Source organism: Pandoraea capi (assembly GCF_902459735.1).
Classification (GTDB): domain Bacteria; phylum Pseudomonadota; class Gammaproteobacteria; order Burkholderiales; family Burkholderiaceae; genus Pandoraea; species Pandoraea capi.
The window spans coordinates 139788-155625 of record NZ_CABPRV010000001.1 but is presented as its reverse complement, the minus strand read 5'-3'; the positions used below and the strand labels follow the sequence as shown (position 1 = coordinate 155625).

12 protein-coding genes are annotated in these 15838 nt (G+C 64.0%); 5 read left to right on the top strand and 7 right to left on the bottom strand.

The genetic code is table 11. The features are described 5' to 3' along the window. Window positions 1-219 precede the first annotated feature (219 nt). Window positions 220-1080 (top strand): OXA-62 family carbapenem-hydrolyzing class D beta-lactamase, encoded by an 861-nt coding sequence (gene blaOXA, locus PCA20602_RS00690; RefSeq protein ID WP_150719552.1) that lies wholly within the window; start codon window positions 220-222, stop codon window positions 1078-1080. A gap of 134 nt (window positions 1081-1214) precedes the next feature. Here blaOXA and wrbA read toward each other — a convergent pair whose 3' ends face one another. The 3 genes from wrbA to PCA20602_RS00675 form a co-directional block, all read right to left on the bottom strand. Beyond that, window positions 1215-1847: an NAD(P)H:quinone oxidoreductase gene (gene wrbA / locus PCA20602_RS00685; RefSeq protein WP_150719551.1), complete on the bottom strand. Its 633-nt coding sequence runs from the start codon at window positions 1845-1847 to the stop codon at window positions 1215-1217. A gap of 152 nt (window positions 1848-1999) precedes the next feature. Next, window positions 2000-2293, bottom strand: coding sequence for a hypothetical protein (locus PCA20602_RS00680; protein ID WP_069341604.1), 294 nt, complete (start codon window positions 2291-2293; stop codon window positions 2000-2002). Between the two features lie 138 nt (window positions 2294-2431). Further along, window positions 2432-3367, bottom strand: a complete 936-nt coding sequence (locus PCA20602_RS00675) for a LysR family transcriptional regulator (protein ID WP_150719550.1) — start codon at window positions 3365-3367, stop codon at window positions 2432-2434. Window positions 3368-3601: 234 nt separating this feature from the next. On the opposite strand from PCA20602_RS00675, the gene PCA20602_RS00670 reads away from it, so the two are divergent. Together PCA20602_RS00670 and PCA20602_RS00665 are read left to right on the top strand one after the other, a co-directional pair. Continuing rightward, window positions 3602-4678 carry a bile acid:sodium symporter family protein gene (locus PCA20602_RS00670; protein ID WP_150719549.1) on the top strand — a complete coding sequence of 359 codons (1077 nt, stop codon included), beginning with the start codon at window positions 3602-3604 and terminating at the stop codon, window positions 4676-4678. 274 nt (window positions 4679-4952) lie between these two features. Continuing rightward, window positions 4953-6446: a DEAD/DEAH box helicase gene (locus PCA20602_RS00665; RefSeq protein WP_150719548.1), complete on the top strand. Its 1494-nt coding sequence runs from the start codon at window positions 4953-4955 to the stop codon at window positions 6444-6446. A gap of 203 nt (window positions 6447-6649) precedes the next feature. On the opposite strand, the gene gluQRS is transcribed toward PCA20602_RS00665, so the two are convergent. The 3 genes from gluQRS to PCA20602_RS00650 all read right to left on the bottom strand — a co-directional run bounded on the left by gluQRS (window position 6650) and on the right by PCA20602_RS00650 (window position 10131). Then, window positions 6650-7708 carry a tRNA glutamyl-Q(34) synthetase GluQRS gene (gluQRS, locus tag PCA20602_RS00660; protein WP_150719547.1) on the bottom strand — a complete coding sequence of 353 codons (1059 nt, stop codon included), beginning with the start codon at window positions 7706-7708 and terminating at the stop codon, window positions 6650-6652. Continuing rightward, entirely contained in the window at window positions 7636-8523 is an 888-nt protein-coding gene (locus PCA20602_RS00655) for a sulfurtransferase (protein ID WP_150719546.1), read from the bottom strand. The genes gluQRS and PCA20602_RS00655 overlap by 73 nt, the downstream gene beginning before the upstream one ends. Before the next feature lie 153 nt (window positions 8524-8676). After that, window positions 8677-10131 (bottom strand): anthrax toxin-like adenylyl cyclase domain-containing protein, encoded by a 1455-nt coding sequence (locus tag PCA20602_RS00650; protein ID WP_174980680.1) that lies wholly within the window; start codon window positions 10129-10131, stop codon window positions 8677-8679. Between the two features lie 228 nt (window positions 10132-10359). Here PCA20602_RS00650 and dnaE point away from each other — a divergent pair, with 228 nt between their 5' ends. Both dnaE and PCA20602_RS00640 read left to right on the top strand, forming a co-directional pair. Continuing rightward, a complete protein-coding gene (gene dnaE / locus PCA20602_RS00645) occupies window positions 10360-13953 on the top strand; it encodes a DNA polymerase III subunit alpha (protein WP_150719974.1) in 3594 nt (1197 codons plus the stop codon). A 74-nt stretch (window positions 13954-14027) separates the two neighbouring features. Continuing rightward, the gene (locus tag PCA20602_RS00640; RefSeq protein ID WP_150719544.1) at window positions 14028-14879 is read left to right on the top strand and encodes a glycosyltransferase family 2 protein; all 852 of its coding nucleotides are present in this window, start codon (window positions 14028-14030) and stop codon (window positions 14877-14879) included. Window positions 14880-14988: 109 nt separating this feature from the next. On the opposite strand, the gene PCA20602_RS00635 is transcribed toward PCA20602_RS00640, so the two are convergent. After that, window positions 14989-15750 carry a glycosyltransferase family 2 protein gene (locus PCA20602_RS00635; protein ID WP_425495627.1) on the bottom strand — a complete coding sequence of 254 codons (762 nt, stop codon included), beginning with the start codon at window positions 15748-15750 and terminating at the stop codon, window positions 14989-14991. Window positions 15751-15838 lie beyond the last annotated feature (88 nt).

The following is a 15838-nucleotide window of genomic DNA, read 5'->3' as shown; positions in this document are numbered from 1 at the left end:
GCGTCGAGAGAAATCGATTCGCTCCGGGGGCGGAGGGGCTCCGCGAGTTCCTCGGAAATACACAGAGGGGCGTGCCGATGATACGGCGGTTACGTCGGTTACGGTAGCGGTACTTTGCATCTGACGAAACGCCCACTAAGCTGCAAACGCTTTCGAAATGCGGTGCCCGGCCAGCACCATCGACAACGTGTGTGTCATTCATCCAATCAGGATAACGAAATGAAAAAAATAATTTCTCGCTGGCGGCGTGTCGCGTTCGTATTGCGGCTGGCCTCTGCGCTTGTCTCCCCCACGATGCTCGTTGCCCCGGCGCATGCCGCCGAGGCCGCCAAGGTCGCCGGATCGGCGCCCGTGCGTATCACCGAGCGTGCCGATTGGGGCAAATTCTTCGCAGCCGAGAACGTCAAGGGCACGATCATCGTGCTCGACGGCAAGACGCAGACCTATCAGGCGTTCGATGCGGCGCGTGCCGAGCGTCGTGTGTCGCCGGCGTCGACGTACAAGATATTCAACAGTTTGCTCGCCCTCGAATCGGGCGCGCTGGACAACGAACGCGAGATGATTCCCTGGGACGGCAAGCCCCGTCGCGTCAAGGCGTGGAGTGCCGCGATGGATTTGCGCACCGCATTCCGTGTGTCGTGTCTGCCGTGCTATCAGGTGGTGTCGCACAGGATCCCGCGCGAATACGCACTGGCGAAGCTCGCTGCCGTGGGTTACGGCAATCACACGATCGGTCGTGCGGCCGACGCCTACTGGATCGACGACAGTTTGCAGATTTCGGCGCGTGAGCAGGTCGACTTCCTGCAAAAGCTGGCGCGCGGCACGCTGCCGTTCTCCGCTCGCACGCAGGACATCGTGCGGCAGATTTCGATCGTTGAAGCGAACGCCGACTATGTGTTGCACGGCAAGACCGGCTGGTTTGTCGACAAGAAGCCGGACATCGGCTGGTGGGTCGGCTGGCTGGAGCGCGACGGCAATCTCACGATGATCGCGATGAACATCGATATGGGCGGCGACGCCGACGCACCGAAGCGCGCCCGCATCGTGCGCAATGTGCTCAAGGACATGAAGCTGATCTGAGCGTGATGCCGTGAAGGTCGCGCGGCGTGTCGGCAATGCCGGGCGTCCGCGCGATCGCGATGGGATGTTCGTGGCGGTGCGATGGCGCCGCTAGTCTTGTCGACAAGTGTCTCGCGACTGACGGCGCCGGTGGATCAGAGCGCGCGCCCGTGTTTGAGGGCGGCGGCGATTTCCGCGACGTGACGGCCTTGTGTCTTCGCGATCTTCAGTTCGTTCTCGCTGGGTTGTCGGGAGCCGTCGCCAGCGGCGAGTGTCGTGGCGCCGTAAGGCGTACCGCCGGTGATCTCTGCCATGTTGGTCAGCCCGGGCTCGGTGTAGGGCACCCCGACGATCACCATGCCGTGGTGGAGCAGGGTGGTATGGAAACTGGTAATCGTCGTTTCCTGCCCGCCGTGCTGCGTGGCCGTGCTGGCGAATACGCTGCCGACTTTACCGACGAGCGCGCCCTTCGCCCACAGGCCCCCGGTCTGGTCGAGGAAGTTGCGCATCTGTGCGGTCATGTTGCCGAAGCGTGTCGGCGTGCCGAAGACGATCGCGTCGTAATCGGCCAGTTGATCGACGCGGGCGACGGGCACGTTCGCAAACGCTGCGCGCGCGGCTTTGGCGCCGCTCTTCTCGAGCACGTCGTCGGGTACGAGTTCAGGGACTTGCATGAGCGTGACGTCGGTACTGGCGACGCTACGCGCGCCTTCGGCAACCGCTTCGGCCATCTTGTAGATGTGCCCGTACATGCTATAGAACACCACCAGGATCTTGGCGTTGGCCATGTGAATCTCCTAAGGGGGTCAAGAGGCGCTGGCGTCGCGGACCGTCTGGCGCGCGAGGCAAGCCGTTCCATCATAGTCGACGCACGTGACGAAACCCTTAGCCGACGCCGCGGGCTTTGATTCAGTGTAAGAGGCAGGTCTTAATGCAGGTCTTAACGCAGGCGTGAGCCGATGAGGCAGCCGAGCGCCAGCGCGGCCATCAGCACCGTGACGCTCGCCGACAAGCCACCGGCCAGCGCGAGGCCCGTTGCCGCGAGGCCATGGGCCATCACGGCGGCCGGCACGAGCAGCGTAGCGCTCACGACACACCATCGCATGACGTAGCGCCACATGAAGCGGCTCACGATCCGCATACGCGCGTCGAGTTGATGCCGCTGCCAGAACGACAGATCGGCCGCCGCGTGGAAAAGCCACAGCGGACTGAAGTATTTGATGAGCAAGTCCATGACGCCGTACCGGAAACACAATGCCCGCAGGGCGCGGGCATGGCGTCGAGGCACGATGGCGGGGCAGGCTGACGCCCGTTCGCTAAGTCACGCACTTTCGGGGGGAGTCGACGCGCTCGTATTGTAGCAAACGCTCACTTACTTTGTTTTCGGTGGGGCGTTCGACGGGCGGTGGGCGGCCGTGATCTGCTGGATCAGCTCCCAGACGGACTGGGCGGCGGGCGAGAGGGTGCGGTTTTTTCTGCGCACGAGCATGATGGTGCGGTCGATCTGCGGCGTGAGCGGCAGGGCGACGAGGCGGCTGCTCGGCTCCTGAAGTCCAGGCATGGTGGGCAGCGCCAGCGCGGGCATGATGCTGATGCCGATTCCGGCTTCGACCATCCGGAAGACGGTAATCGCATGCCCGACTTCCTGCGCGATCTGGCAGTAAGCGCCATGCTCGGCCAGCGCCCGGTCGATCAGCGGACGGCTGCCGGACGCATAGTCCAGCAGCACCAGCTTCTCACCATTGAGTTCCTTCCACGTCACCTCGGTTTGCTTCGCGAAGCGATGTGAGCGGTCGCACACCACGAGAAACGGCTCGACCATGATGGGTTCGCCGACCAGATCTTCCGTGCCCTCCGAGGCGACGATCACTCCGAAGTCCACTTCCCCGTGCCGGACGCTGTCGGTCGCCAGCGTCTGCACCTGATCGCGCAACATGAGCGTGATGTCCGGATAGCGGGCTGCGCAGGCGGAGATGCATTCGGGCATGAGGTTGGCAGAGATCGTCGGGGCGCTGGCGACTCGCACCCGGCCCCGCCGCTCCTCGGCGAGTCCGTGGGTGTCGCGCAGGGCGCTCTCCAGCTCGTCGAGCACCCGGGCGAGCGTGGCCGAGAGGCTAGCGCCCACTTCGGTCAGGGTGACCTCCCGGGTGGTGCGGTCGACCAGTTTGAGTCCGAGTTCTTGCTCCAACTCCCGAATACAGCGGCTCACGGCGGGCTGCGTCAGGCCGATATCCTCGCCAGCCCGGCTGAAACTGCCGTGCTCGGCCACTGCGAGGAACACTTTGAGCTGCCGGAGCGAGATGTTCATGCGTTTTTGGTATGAATAAAATTTTTAAATGAATTTGTATTTTAACTACCCTTGCGCTCTAATACGTAAAAACCCGTAGCGCGAGCGCACACTTCCGGTCATTTTTCGCCTCCTTCCTTCGCTGGAGGGGGCCGATGGCCCTCGCTGACGGCCCTCATGCCGTCGCGTCCCGTGTTCTGGCGGACGGGCTTTGTCATTTCAGACGTATTCGAGAGAGAGTATTCGAGATAGACGATGGCCAGACCGCGTTTCCTTCCCGACAATTTCACGTTGATGCTGGTCGCCACCGTTGCGCTGGCCAGCTTCCTGCCGGCGCATGGCGAGGGCGAAGTTGCCTTCAACCTGCTGACCAACGTGGCGATTGCCGCATTGTTCTTCCTGCACGGCGCCAAGCTTTCGCGTGAGGCGGTGCTCGCCGGTGCCACGCACTGGCGCCTGCATCTGCTGGTGTTCGCCAGCACGTTCGTCATCTTCCCGATCATCGGCGTGGCGCTCAAGCCCGCGCTCTCGTGGATGGTGACCCCGGAGCTGTATCTGGGCATCCTCTTTCTGTGCACGCTGCCCGCCACGGTGCAGTCGGCCATTGCCTTCACGTCCATGGCGCGCGGCAACGTGCCGGCTGCCGTGTGCAGCGCGTCGGCGTCGAGCCTGTTCGGCATTTTCATCACGCCCGTGCTCGTCGGCCTGATCGTGGTGCATCACGATGGCAGCGGCGGGGCGTCGCCGTTCGACTCGATCGGCAACATCATGCTGCAACTGCTGGTGCCTTTCATCGCGGGCCAGCTCTCGCGCAAGGCGATCGGCAAATGGGTCGAGCGCAACCGGGGTCTGCTCAAGGTCGTCGATCAGGGCTCGATCCTGCTGGTCGTCTATACCGCGTTCAGCGAAGCGGTGAATACCGGGCTGTGGCATCAGATCCCGCCGCTGGCGTTGCTGGGGCTGCTGGGCTGCTGCGCGGTGATTCTGGCGATCATGCTCGCCATCACGACGTATTCGGCGCGCTGGCTTGGTTTTTCGCGTGAAGACGAGATCACCATCGTCTTCTGCGGTTCGAAGAAGAGTCTCGCGAGCGGTATCCCGATGGCCAAGGTGCTGTTCGCCACCGGGCCGCTGGGTGCCATCGTGCTGCCGCTGATGCTGTTCCATCAGATGCAACTGATGGTGTGCGCGGTGCTTGCGCAGCGCTACGCCAATCGCCAGCGTGCGGCGCAGGCGGCCGGTTCGGTCAAGGCCGGCGCGGGCAAGGCGGTTCCTGGCGCCAAGCCGGGAAAGTCCGACGGCAGCAGCGCCAACGCCGGTGCGGGCCGCTGAGCGCCCGATTTCGCCTCGTTACCCCCCATACAACGGCCCGGCAAGGGCCGTTGTCACACGTTGGTCGTGCGCAAGTGCTAGAATTGCGTCTGTTTCGCTTCTTGACGACCACCCTGGTCCGGCTGCGCCCGACGCATCTGTCACCCGACAGACCCCTCTCGCGTCAGCCTCGAGCATGGCGCGCAGCGCCCCTTGAATCTTCGCGAGTGAGCTTTGATGCGGAAACCCTTCCGCGTGGCGGCCCCCGTTTTTTTAAAAGAGATGTCCCTTCATCATGGCTGATGTAAATGCTGTTCCGATCCCCGGCTTCGATAGCTTTGGGCTGCATGCGGACATCTTGCGGGCCATCGCCGCTCAGGGCTACACCCAGCCGACGCCAATTCAGGCACAGGCCATTCCGGTCGTGCTGTCCGGCCGCGACGTCATGGGCGCCGCGCAAACGGGGACCGGCAAGACCGCCAGCTTCTCGCTGCCGATCATCCAGCGCCTGCTTCCGGACGCCAACACGAGTGCATCGCCCGCCCGTCACCCGGTGCGCGCGCTGATCCTCACCCCGACACGCGAACTCGCCGATCAGGTGGCCGACAACGTCCGCTCGTACGCGGCGCACACGCCGCTGCGTAACACGGTGGTGTTCGGTGGCGTCGACATGAATCCGCAGAAGGATGCCCTGCGCCGCGGCGTCGAAATCCTCATCGCCACGCCGGGCCGTCTGCTCGATCACGTCGAACAGAAGACGGTGAACCTGAGCCAGGTGAAGATGCTGGTGCTCGACGAAGCCGACCGCATGCTGGACATGGGCTTCCTGCCCGATCTTCAGCGCATTCTGAATTTGCTGCCGAAGCAGCGCCAGACGCTGCTGTTCTCGGCCACGTTCTCCAACGACATCAAGAAGCTCGCATCGAGCTATCTCACGAATCCGGTCACGATCGAAGTGGCGCGTCGCAACGCGACGGCCGACACGGTCGAGCAGGTCGTCTACGAAGTGAATGAAGACGACAAGCGCGCCGCCGTGGTGCAGATTCTCAACGAGCGCGACCTCAAGCAGGTCATCGTGTTCGTGAACAGCAAGATCGGCGCGAGCCGTCTGGCGCGCCAGCTGGAGCGCGACGGTGTCGTGACGGCGGCCATTCACGGCGACAAATCGCAGAACGAGCGCATGCAGGCGCTCGAAGCGTTCAAGCAGGGCGGAATTCGCGCGCTCGTGGCGACCGACGTGGCCGCTCGCGGTCTGGACATCTCCGATCTGCCGGGCGTGATCAATTACGACCTGCCGTACAACGCGGAAGATTATGTGCACCGGATCGGCCGTACGGGGCGTGCCGGTGCGTCGGGTGTCGCGCTGTCGCTGTGCGCGCCGGACGAGCGCAAGCAACTCGTGGAAATCGAAAAGCTGATCAAGCGCGAACTCAAGCGTGGCGAGCTGGTGATGGAGCGTCGCAGCCGTTCACGTGAGGATCGCGGTGACCGATACGAGCGCAGTGATCGCGGGGAGCGCAGCGAGCGAGGCGATCGTCATAGCCGTCACGACGGCGGCCTGCGTGCCGGTCGCAGCGGCGGCAGCCCGGCGCCGCGGCGCGTGCGTCCGGAAGACGAATTCTTCTACAAGCCGTATGAGCCGTCGCCGTCGGCAGGGGATTCGCAGCGCGATAGCCGCGCGTCGCACGACAGCGCAGCGCCGACCGCCTTTGGTGTGCCCGCCGAGAAAGCGCCGAAGCGTCAGGTGGCAGCCTTGCTGGCGGGGTTCCCGCGTAAGGCCGGTAGCTGAGGATGTGAGGATATCGCGCGTCAGTTTGACTGACGTAGTGGTGACGAAGAGGCCAGCGTGTGAGCGCTGGCTTTTTTCGTTTCGGCGATGCGACGAGGTCGACGATGGGCGCGTGTGTGGGCATCCGATTCGCCCTCACCGTGCGCGAATTGCAGCAGAAGCAAGGCCGAAGTGACGAGCGCGGCTACCGGAACGCCCTGAGCTCAGCCGCCGAACCGTTCCCGCCACACCTGTATCGCGGCTGCGTAGAAATCGTCGCGATGCGCGATGGCGTTCAGCGCCGCAGGCAAGCCGAGATGGGCGGCTGCCGCTTTCAGCGCAGCGAGAATTGCCGCAGGCGTATCGAGTGTCAGCGGGGCAGCGCCGTTTTGCTTGCTCAGCTTCTCGCCGTCGTCGGCCATCACGAGCGGAACATGCAGGTAGCGTGGCGTGGGAGCGCCCAGGCAGGCTTGCAGATAGATCTGACGGGCCGTCGAGTCGAGCAGGTCGGCGCCGCGCACGATATCGGTGATGTCCTGCAACTGATCGTCGACGACGACGGCGAGTTGATAGGCCCACTGCCCATCGGCCCGTTTGAGGACGAAATCCCCGACTTCGGTGGCCAGGTCCTGCGTCTGCGGTCCCATCCAGCGATCGTTGAAGTGCATGCGTGCGGCGTCGGCATCGGGCACGCGCAGACGCCACGCACGCGCCGTCTTGCCGTGCAGGCCGTCGCGGCAGGTGCCCGGATAGGCCAGTGTGCTGTGACGCGCATGCACGCGCGTGAGCGAGTCCGCAATTTCGCGACGGGTGCACCCGCACGGATAGACGAGTCCCCACGCGGTCAAGTCGGCCAGCGCTTGCTCATACAGCGCATGACGACGGCTTTGCCAGACGATGGGTTCGTCCGAATGCAATCCGAGACGCGAGAGGGTATCGAGAATGTCGTCCGCCGCACCGGGCACGCATCGTGGCTCGTCGAGGTCTTCCATGCGCACGATCCAGATACCGTCGTGCGCGCGCGCATCGAGCCAACTGGCCAGTGCGGTGACGAGTGAGCCGCGATGCAGCGGCCCGGTCGGCGAAGGCGCGAAACGCCCGCGGTAGCGAGGGGCTACCGGCGGCGTGCTGTCGTGAGTGGTGAGGGGATGGGCGGCAGCATCTGCGGGCACCGTCGCACCCTGCACCGAGGCGAGCGCCACCCGCGTGCTCAGGCCGACGGTGCCGCGAGCGACGTGGCAGAGGCTGCCCCGGTCGCCGGTGCGTCGGCCGGCGTCGCGCATGCCGGGCACTGTTGGCCTTCGACGTAATCGGGGCTGCGCTGATCCTCGGCCGTCACCACGGCGCGGCAGGCAAAGCACTGTTTGGTCGTCGACGGCGCCAGCTCCGGCGTGAGCGCCGTGCGGTAATCGAACACGAAGCAGTCGCCCTGATAGTGCGCACCGCCGACGTCTTCGAAATACTTGAGGATGCCGCCGTCGAGCTGATACGTATGTTCGAGGCCGATGTCGCGCATGTAGATCGCAGCCTTCTCGCAACGGATACCGCCCGTGCAGAACGATACGATGGTCTTGCCCTCGAAGTCTGCGCGATGTGCGGCGATGACGTCAGGGAATTCCGAGAATTTGGTGAGACGGTAATCGACCGCGTTATCGAACGTGCCCACGTCGACTTCGAAGTCGTTACGCGTGTCGAGCATCACGACCGGACGGCCCTCGTCGTCCTGACCCGCATCGAGCCAGCGCTTGAGCGTGGCGGGATCGACCCCCGGTGCCCGTCCGTCTGCCGGCTTGATGACCGGCATCTTCATGGTGATGATTTCTTTTTTCTGACGCACCAGCATCCGGCGGAACGGCTGGTCCTCCGAGAGGCTTTCCTTGACTTCGAGGTCGGTGAAGCGGGCGTCGGCGCGCAGTCCCGTGAGGAAGGCGCCGATCGACTCACTCGCGCCCGCCAGGAACAGGTTGATGCCTTCCGGCGCGAGCAGGATGGTGCCTTTCAGGTCGAGCGCCTGGCAGCGTTCGAGCAGGGCCGGACGCAGGGTCGCGATGTCGTCGAGCGTGACGAACTTGTACGCAGCGATGTTGACGATAGACATGGCAACGAAATTCCGCAAAAGCGTGAAGCAATAAACCGCCATTATCGCCGATTCGATGCCGGTTCGTGCTTGATTCAGGACAAAGCGCCCCGATGACGCGGGGCGGACGCTGCGCACGGCAGATAGCTCGAGGCGCCAGTGTCCCCCCCGCGATCAGGCGTTGACAGCCAGACGTGGGCTCAGTTTCGCGGCATATCCGAGCGTTTGCAGCCGGTCTATCACGCCGTTCAGATCGTCCAGGGTCGAGGCCGTCATGGGATGGGGCGTGCCGGGCACGAAGAACAGCGGGGCGTCATCGCTTGCGAAACCGGGCGAGAACGGATTCCCGTTCTCGGCGTTGTGCCAGAAAAGCTTGCCGCCCCGGTAACCGTCGTCGGTCACGGCGACGTTCAGGGCGTCGACGATGGTGCGGTGAAAGAACGGAATATTGCCCATGTTCGGGTCTTCCGGCCGGGTTTGTCCTGTGGCGACGGCGTCCAGATATTGCGAGGCACGATTGCGGGACCGATCCCGGGGACCGGCCACGACATGCGGCTGCACCGGCATGGGAAAGCGATCGACGTCGCGTTCCCGGCGCGAGAACAGACAGAACAGGTCGTAATCGGCCGTCATCGGCAGCGGGCTGGCCGTCAGCGCCTTGTCTTTGGCGAAACCGCCGGGCAATTCAGGTGGATTGGTCAGAACGGTGACGGGACGGCCGGCGGTATCGAACACCGTGAGGGTGTCGGGGCTGTCGGGGCTGGAGGGGCGCAGTGAGAAAGTCATGGCCCCGCCGGGGTAGGTGGCCCGATAGGTTGCGCCGCCAGCGTGCGTCATCGCGCCCAGCGTCACCAACTCCTTCACGCGAGCCGGGCTCAGCCGCAGATTCACGGCTTTTGCGCCGGATTTCAAGGCGCTGGCAATGGCGTTTGCCTGCTTAGCCCATTGCTCGACGCCGATCTTGGCGTACTTCGGCTCGATGGGCACGAAACCGGCGGTCGGCCCTGCCGCGCTCGACTTCGCCTTTACGTGAAAATTCTTCGTGGGGAAGCCTTCGCGCAGCAGCGATTGCCCCATCGCGTTCGGACGTCGCAGACCGATAACCACTCGATATTGATTCGAGACACGCTGAATCGATTCGGCGAACGCCGGCATCGACGATTCGCGCCGCTTGCGTGCCAGCGCCTCGGTGGCCTGCGTCGTGGCGATCTTGTCGGTGTCCGCGCTGGGAGGGGCGTCGACGGCCATGTTGCGATGGGCGTTGCGCGCACCGATCAGCGAGCGTCGCAGTTGATCGAGCGCGGGGCTGCCGATGCGCCAGGTATCGCTTGGGATGTCGCCATCCGGGGCGTCATGGTCGTCGTCTGAAAGGCCTTCGTTGCCCCCATCGTCATGCTTGCGCTTCGTCGGTGCGATGCGTGTGCATAAGCGGGCATGTGCCGCATCGGTAGACGACAGGACGTCGCCGGCGTCGCAAGCGTCGCGCGGCGTGCCTGCCATACCGGTGTCGTCTGGCAGATCGGCGGTCTCGGCCGGTGAGCGATCGTCACGGTTTGGCCGGGCAGAGGGCGTGGGTGTCGCGGTTTGCGACATCGGGGGCACGGGTGGCCCGTAACGCAGGATTTGCATGGACGGTCGGTGTTTTGAGTGGGGAAGGCGCGGCGAAGACATGGTTCGCCGGATTTTTGGGACCGCGTAGTCCGGATAGTCTGGACATCGGCGTGCTGTGGGGGATATTCGAATTCGCTCATGAATGACGCCGGATCCCGGGCGCGGTCAGCGCGATGCCCGCCGCCGCGCTTTCCTTGCGCTTTCATCCGTACTCGAAGCCGGTCAATCCGGGGAGGCCGCGTTACAATACGGCCCATGTCAGAACCTCGTTTCGTCCACCTCCGTCTCCACTCCGAATATTCGATCGCCGATGGCATCGTGCGGCTCGACGACGTCGTCAAGGCCGCCGCCAAGGACGGCCAGGGCGCGCTCGCGCTCACCGACCTCGCGAACATGTTCGGGGCCATCCGTTTCTACAAGGAAGCCCGTGGCAAGGGCGTCAAGCCGATCGTCGGCTGCGACGCCTGGATCACGAATCCGGCCGATCGCGACAAGCCCTCACGCCTGCTGCTCCTCGCACGTGACCGGGAAGGCTATCTGAACCTGTGCCAGTTGCTGTCCAAGGCCTGGCTCGGCAATCAGTACCGTGGACGGGCGGAAATCGAGTCGTCGTGGCTTCAGCCCGATGGCCTGGCGCGCGGCCTGCTCGCGCTGTCGGGCGCGCAGATGGGCGACGTCGGCGCTGCGCTGGCCGCCGGCAATCCCGATCTGGCGCTGCAATGCGCGAAGCATTGGGCGAGCGTGTTCCCCGGGGCGTTCTACATCGAACTGCAACGCACCGGTCAGCAGGGCATGGAGACGTACGTGCAGCACGCGGTGCAGTTGGCGGCGAAGGCCGGCCTGCCGGTCGTTGCCACGCACCCGATCCAGTTCATGACGGCCGACGATTTCACCGCGCACGAAGCGCGCGTGTGTATCTCGGAAGGTGAAATGCTCGGCAATGCGCGCCGGGTGCGGCGTTTCACGCAGGATCAGAGCTTCCGCACGCAGGACGACATGATCGCCGCGTTCGAAGACGTGCCGTCCGCGATTGCCAACACCGTCGAGATCGCCAAGCGCTGCAACCTCACGCTCGAACTCGGCAAGCCGAAGCTGCCGCTCTTCCCGACGCCGGACGGCATGTCGCTCGACGACTATCTCGTGCAACTCTCCAAGGAAGGCCTCGAGACGCGTCTCGCGCTGCTCTTCCCGGAAGAGGCGGAGCGCGACAGGCAGCGCCCCGAGTATTACAAGCGTCTCGACTTCGAGACCGGCACGATCATCAAGATGGGCTTCCCCGGCTACTTCCTGATCGTGGCGGACTTCATCCAGTGGGCGAAGAACAACGGCGTGCCGGTCGGCCCGGGCCGGGGTTCCGGCGCCGGTTCGCTCGTCGCCTACGCGCTGGGCATTACCGACCTCGACCCGCTCAAGTACAACCTGCTGTTCGAGCGCTTCCTGAATCCGGAACGCGTCTCGATGCCCGACTTCGACATCGACTTCTGTCAGGACGGCCGCGATCGCGTCATTCAGTACGTGAAGGAAAAGTACGGCGCTGACGCCGTCTCGCAGATCGCCACCTTCGGCTCGATGGCCGCCAAGGCCGCGGTGCGTGACGTGGGCCGCGTGCTCGATCTCGGGTACAACTTCGTCGACGGCATTTCCAAGCTGATCCCGTTCAAGCCGGGCAAGCACGTCACCATCGACGACGCCCTCAAGGAAGAGCCGCAACTGGCCGAGCGCTTCCAGACGGAAGACGAAGTCAAGCAGTTGATCGAGCTGGCGCAACGTGTGGAAGGGCTCACGCGTAACGTCGGCATGCACGCGGGCGGGGTGCTGATCGCCCCGGGCAAGCTGACCGACTTCTGCCCGCTCTACACGCAGGGTAGCGGCGAAGACGCCAGCGGCGTGGTGAGTCAGTACGACAAGGACGACGTGGAAGCCGTCGGTCTGGTGAAGTTCGACTTTCTGGGCCTGACCACGCTCACGATCCTGAACTGGGCCGAGCGCTACATCAAGCGTCTGCATCCGGAGATGGCGGACTGGTCGCTCGATCAGGTCTCGCTCACCGACCCGGCGGCGTTCAGCATTCTCAAGAAGGCCAATACGGTCGCGGTGTTCCAGCTGGAAAGCCGGGGCATGCAGGGCATGTTGAAGGATGCCCAGCCTGACCGCTTCGAGGACATCATCGCGCTGGTGGCGTTGTATCGTCCGGGCCCGATGGACCTGATTCCAAGCTTCTGCGCGCGTAAGCACGGCCGCGAGAAGACGGAATATCCGGATCCGCGCGTCGAGCCGGTGCTCCAGGAGACCTACGGCATCATGGTCTACCAGGAGCAGGTGATGCAGATGGCGCAGATCATCGGCGGATACTCGCTCGGTGGCGCCGACCTGTTGCGTCGCGCAATGGGTAAGAAGAAGGCCGAGGAAATGGCCGAGCACCGCGAGATTTTCGCCAAGGGTGCCGCGGAGAACGGTCTGACGCGCGAGAAGTCGGACGAAATCTTCGACTTGATGGAAAAGTTCGCAGGCTACGGCTTCAACAAGTCGCACGCCGCCGCGTACGCGCTGCTCGCCTACTACACCGCCTGGCTCAAAGCCCACCATCCCGCCGAATTCATGGCCGCCAACATGAGTTTGGCCATGGACGACACCGACAAGGTCAAGATTCTCTACGAAGACTGCCTTGCCCCGGCGAACGGATTGGGCGTGCTGCCCCCGGACGTCAACGTCTCGGCCTATCGCTTCGAGCCGGCCGATTCGAAGACCGTGCGTTACGGTCTCGGCGCCATCAAGGGGAGCGGTCAGTCGGCCATCGAAGAAATTCTGCGTGCCCGCGAAGAGCGTCCGTTCACCGATCTGTTCGACTTCTGCGCGCGCATCGACCGCCGCGTGGTGAACCGTCGCACGATCGAAGCGCTGATTCGCGCCGGGGCGTTCGATTCGATTCACGACAACCGGGCGCAGTTGATGGCGTCCGTGCCGATGGCGATGGAAGCCGCCGAGCAGGCCAGTGCCGCCGCCAATCAGGTCAGCCTGTTCGATCTGGGCGACGAAAGCCTGCAAGCGCCGCTGGAACTGGCGGACGAGCCGGCATGGACCGACAAGCGCAAGTTGCAGGAAGAGAAGCAGGCGCTCGGCTTCTATCTGTCGGGGCACATGTTCGATTCGTACGCGGACGAAGTGCGTCGCTTTGTGCGTACCCGCATCAAGGATCTGTCGGAAGGGCGCGACCGGCTTGTTGCCGGCGTGATCTCCGCCATGCGCACCATGATGACGCAGCGCGGCAAGATGCTGATCGTGCAACTGGACGACGGCACCGCCACCCTCGAAGTCACGATCTTCAACGAGCAGTTCGAGGCGAACAAGCATCTCTTCAAGGAAGACGAGCTGCTGATCGTGCACGGCAACGCGCGTCCCGACAGCTTCACCGGCGGCCTGCGCTTTACCGTCGAAAGCCTGATGGACCTCGGCCGGGCGCGCGCACGCTTTGCGCGGGCGCTGAAGCTCTCGTTCAACGGTAATGCCGACTGGACGCGTCTGCGCGCCACGCTGCAACCGCATTGCACGATGTACCGTGTGGCCGCAACGGCCGGTGCGGGCGGCGGCGGTGGGTTCAACGGCGGGCACGGTGGAGGCGGCGGTAACGGCGGTGGTGGTGGCGGCTTCGGCCGTCGCAACGGCAACGGCGATGGCGATGCCGACAAGCAAAACGGCCTGCCGGTGCACATCGTCTATCGTCGTCCCGATGCCGAGTGCGAGTCCCGTCTCGGCGACGACTGGAAGGTGCAGCCGGGTGATGAACTGCTCGGTGAGCTTCGTCAGTGGCTGACGACCGACTCGGTACAAGTGATCTATTGATGTACGGCAGCGGATTGCGTCGCAAAACCGACGTCATCCGCCAGCCCGACGGTCGATAAAACAAGGAAATCCGGATGTTCTCCATCATCGTTCCGACCTGGAACAACCTCGCCTTGCTGCAACTCTGTGTGCGCAGCATTCGCCAGAATTCGCGCTATCCGCATCAGATCATCGTGCACGTCAATGATGGCTCGGACGGATCGCTCGACTGGGTCAGGGCTGAGGGCATCGAGCACACGGCATCTGCCGAGAATATCGGTATTTGCTTCGCCGTGAATCAGGCGGCGGCACTCGCGCGCGAGAAGTACATCGTTTTCCTCAACGACGACATGTACTGTTGCCCCGGCTGGGACAGTGCGCTGATCGAGCGTGCCGAAGCCATGCCCGACAAGGCGTTCATGCTCTCGGGCACGATGATCGAGCCGGTCGACACCGGCAATCCGTGCGTGCTGGTGCAGGATTTCGGCCGTGACGTCGACCAATTCGACGAAGCGGGGCTGCTGGCTGCCGTGCCAACGTACCGCAAGCCCGACTGGTTCGGTGCGACGTGGCCGCCGACGCTCGTGCATCGCGACTGGTGGTTCCTCGTGGGCGGCTACAGCACGGAGCTGAGCCCGGGCATGAGCAGCGACAACGATTTTTCGATGAAGATGTGGGGAGCGGGCGCACGCCGTTTCGTTGGTGTGGGCGCGAGTCTCGTGTATCACTTCCAGTGCAAGAGCACGGGTAAGGTCGTGAAGAACGACGGCCGCACCCAGTTCCTGCGCAAGTGGGGCATGACGCAGTCGATTTTCGATCGGTACTATCTGCGTCGCGGCACGCCGGTGCCGGCCGGCAGCGACGGCCGTCTGGCCGAGCCGGTCGAAGACAGCAAGCTGCGCTGGCAGTTGTTCCGCTCACGCATCAAGCGCGCGCTGGCGAAATAACGACGTCAGCATGTCATGTGAAAACGGACGCCTCGGGCGTCCGTTCTTGTTTCTGCGTGATTTCTCGGTATCAAGGCCGAACGTACACGAGGCCTCGGGCATACCTTTCTCAAACCTCGCCGCTTCTGAGCAAGGCGTACTTGAGAAAGGCGCTGCGGGCGTTCATGCGCGCAATGGCTGCGCCGGTCGCGCCATCGAGAAAGCCGCGACGCAACACGTAGGTGCGCACGAAAGCCCATCCGCCATTGATCCACGGCTTGAGGGGGGAGACACGCTTGCCGCGCATTGCCATCTCCTTCGCTCCCGCCCGCGCATAGCGCTGTACCTTGTCATCGACCTGACGGACTTCGGTGTAGCTGTAATGCAGAAGGTGGTGGGCGAGCGTGCCGATCTCGCCGTCGACGATGACACGCTCATGCACGAGATTGTCGGAGAAGCGTCCGGCATCGCGACGGAACAGCCGCAGTACGTAATCCGGATACCAGCCGCAGTGCTTCACCCAGTGACCGAGAAATTGCGACAGGCGAGGCATGCGGTAACCCGCATGGGTGCCCTGTGCGATAGCGGCGGCGATATCGGCAGCCAACTCGGGCGTGACACGCTCGTCGGCATCCAGCGACAGCACCCACGGCTGTGTGGCATACGACAGCGCGCGATTCTTCTGCGGGCCGAAGCCGGGCCAGTCGGGCGTGACATAGACCTCTGCGCCCGCGTCGCGCGCAATCTCTGCCGTGCCGTCCGTGCTGGCGTTGTCGACCACGACGATCTGCATGGCGAACGACGCCACCGACGCAATGCAGTCGGCAATGTTGTGACGCTCGTCGCGCGTGAGAATCGTCACCGAGATCGGCAGGCGTTGCATGTCAGACATGGTCGGGGCGGGCCGTTGGGTGGGCTAAACAGTGGGTCATCAAAGGGCTGGCGGGTATTCGCGGTGCGTAGTGAGCCGTGAGCAACGC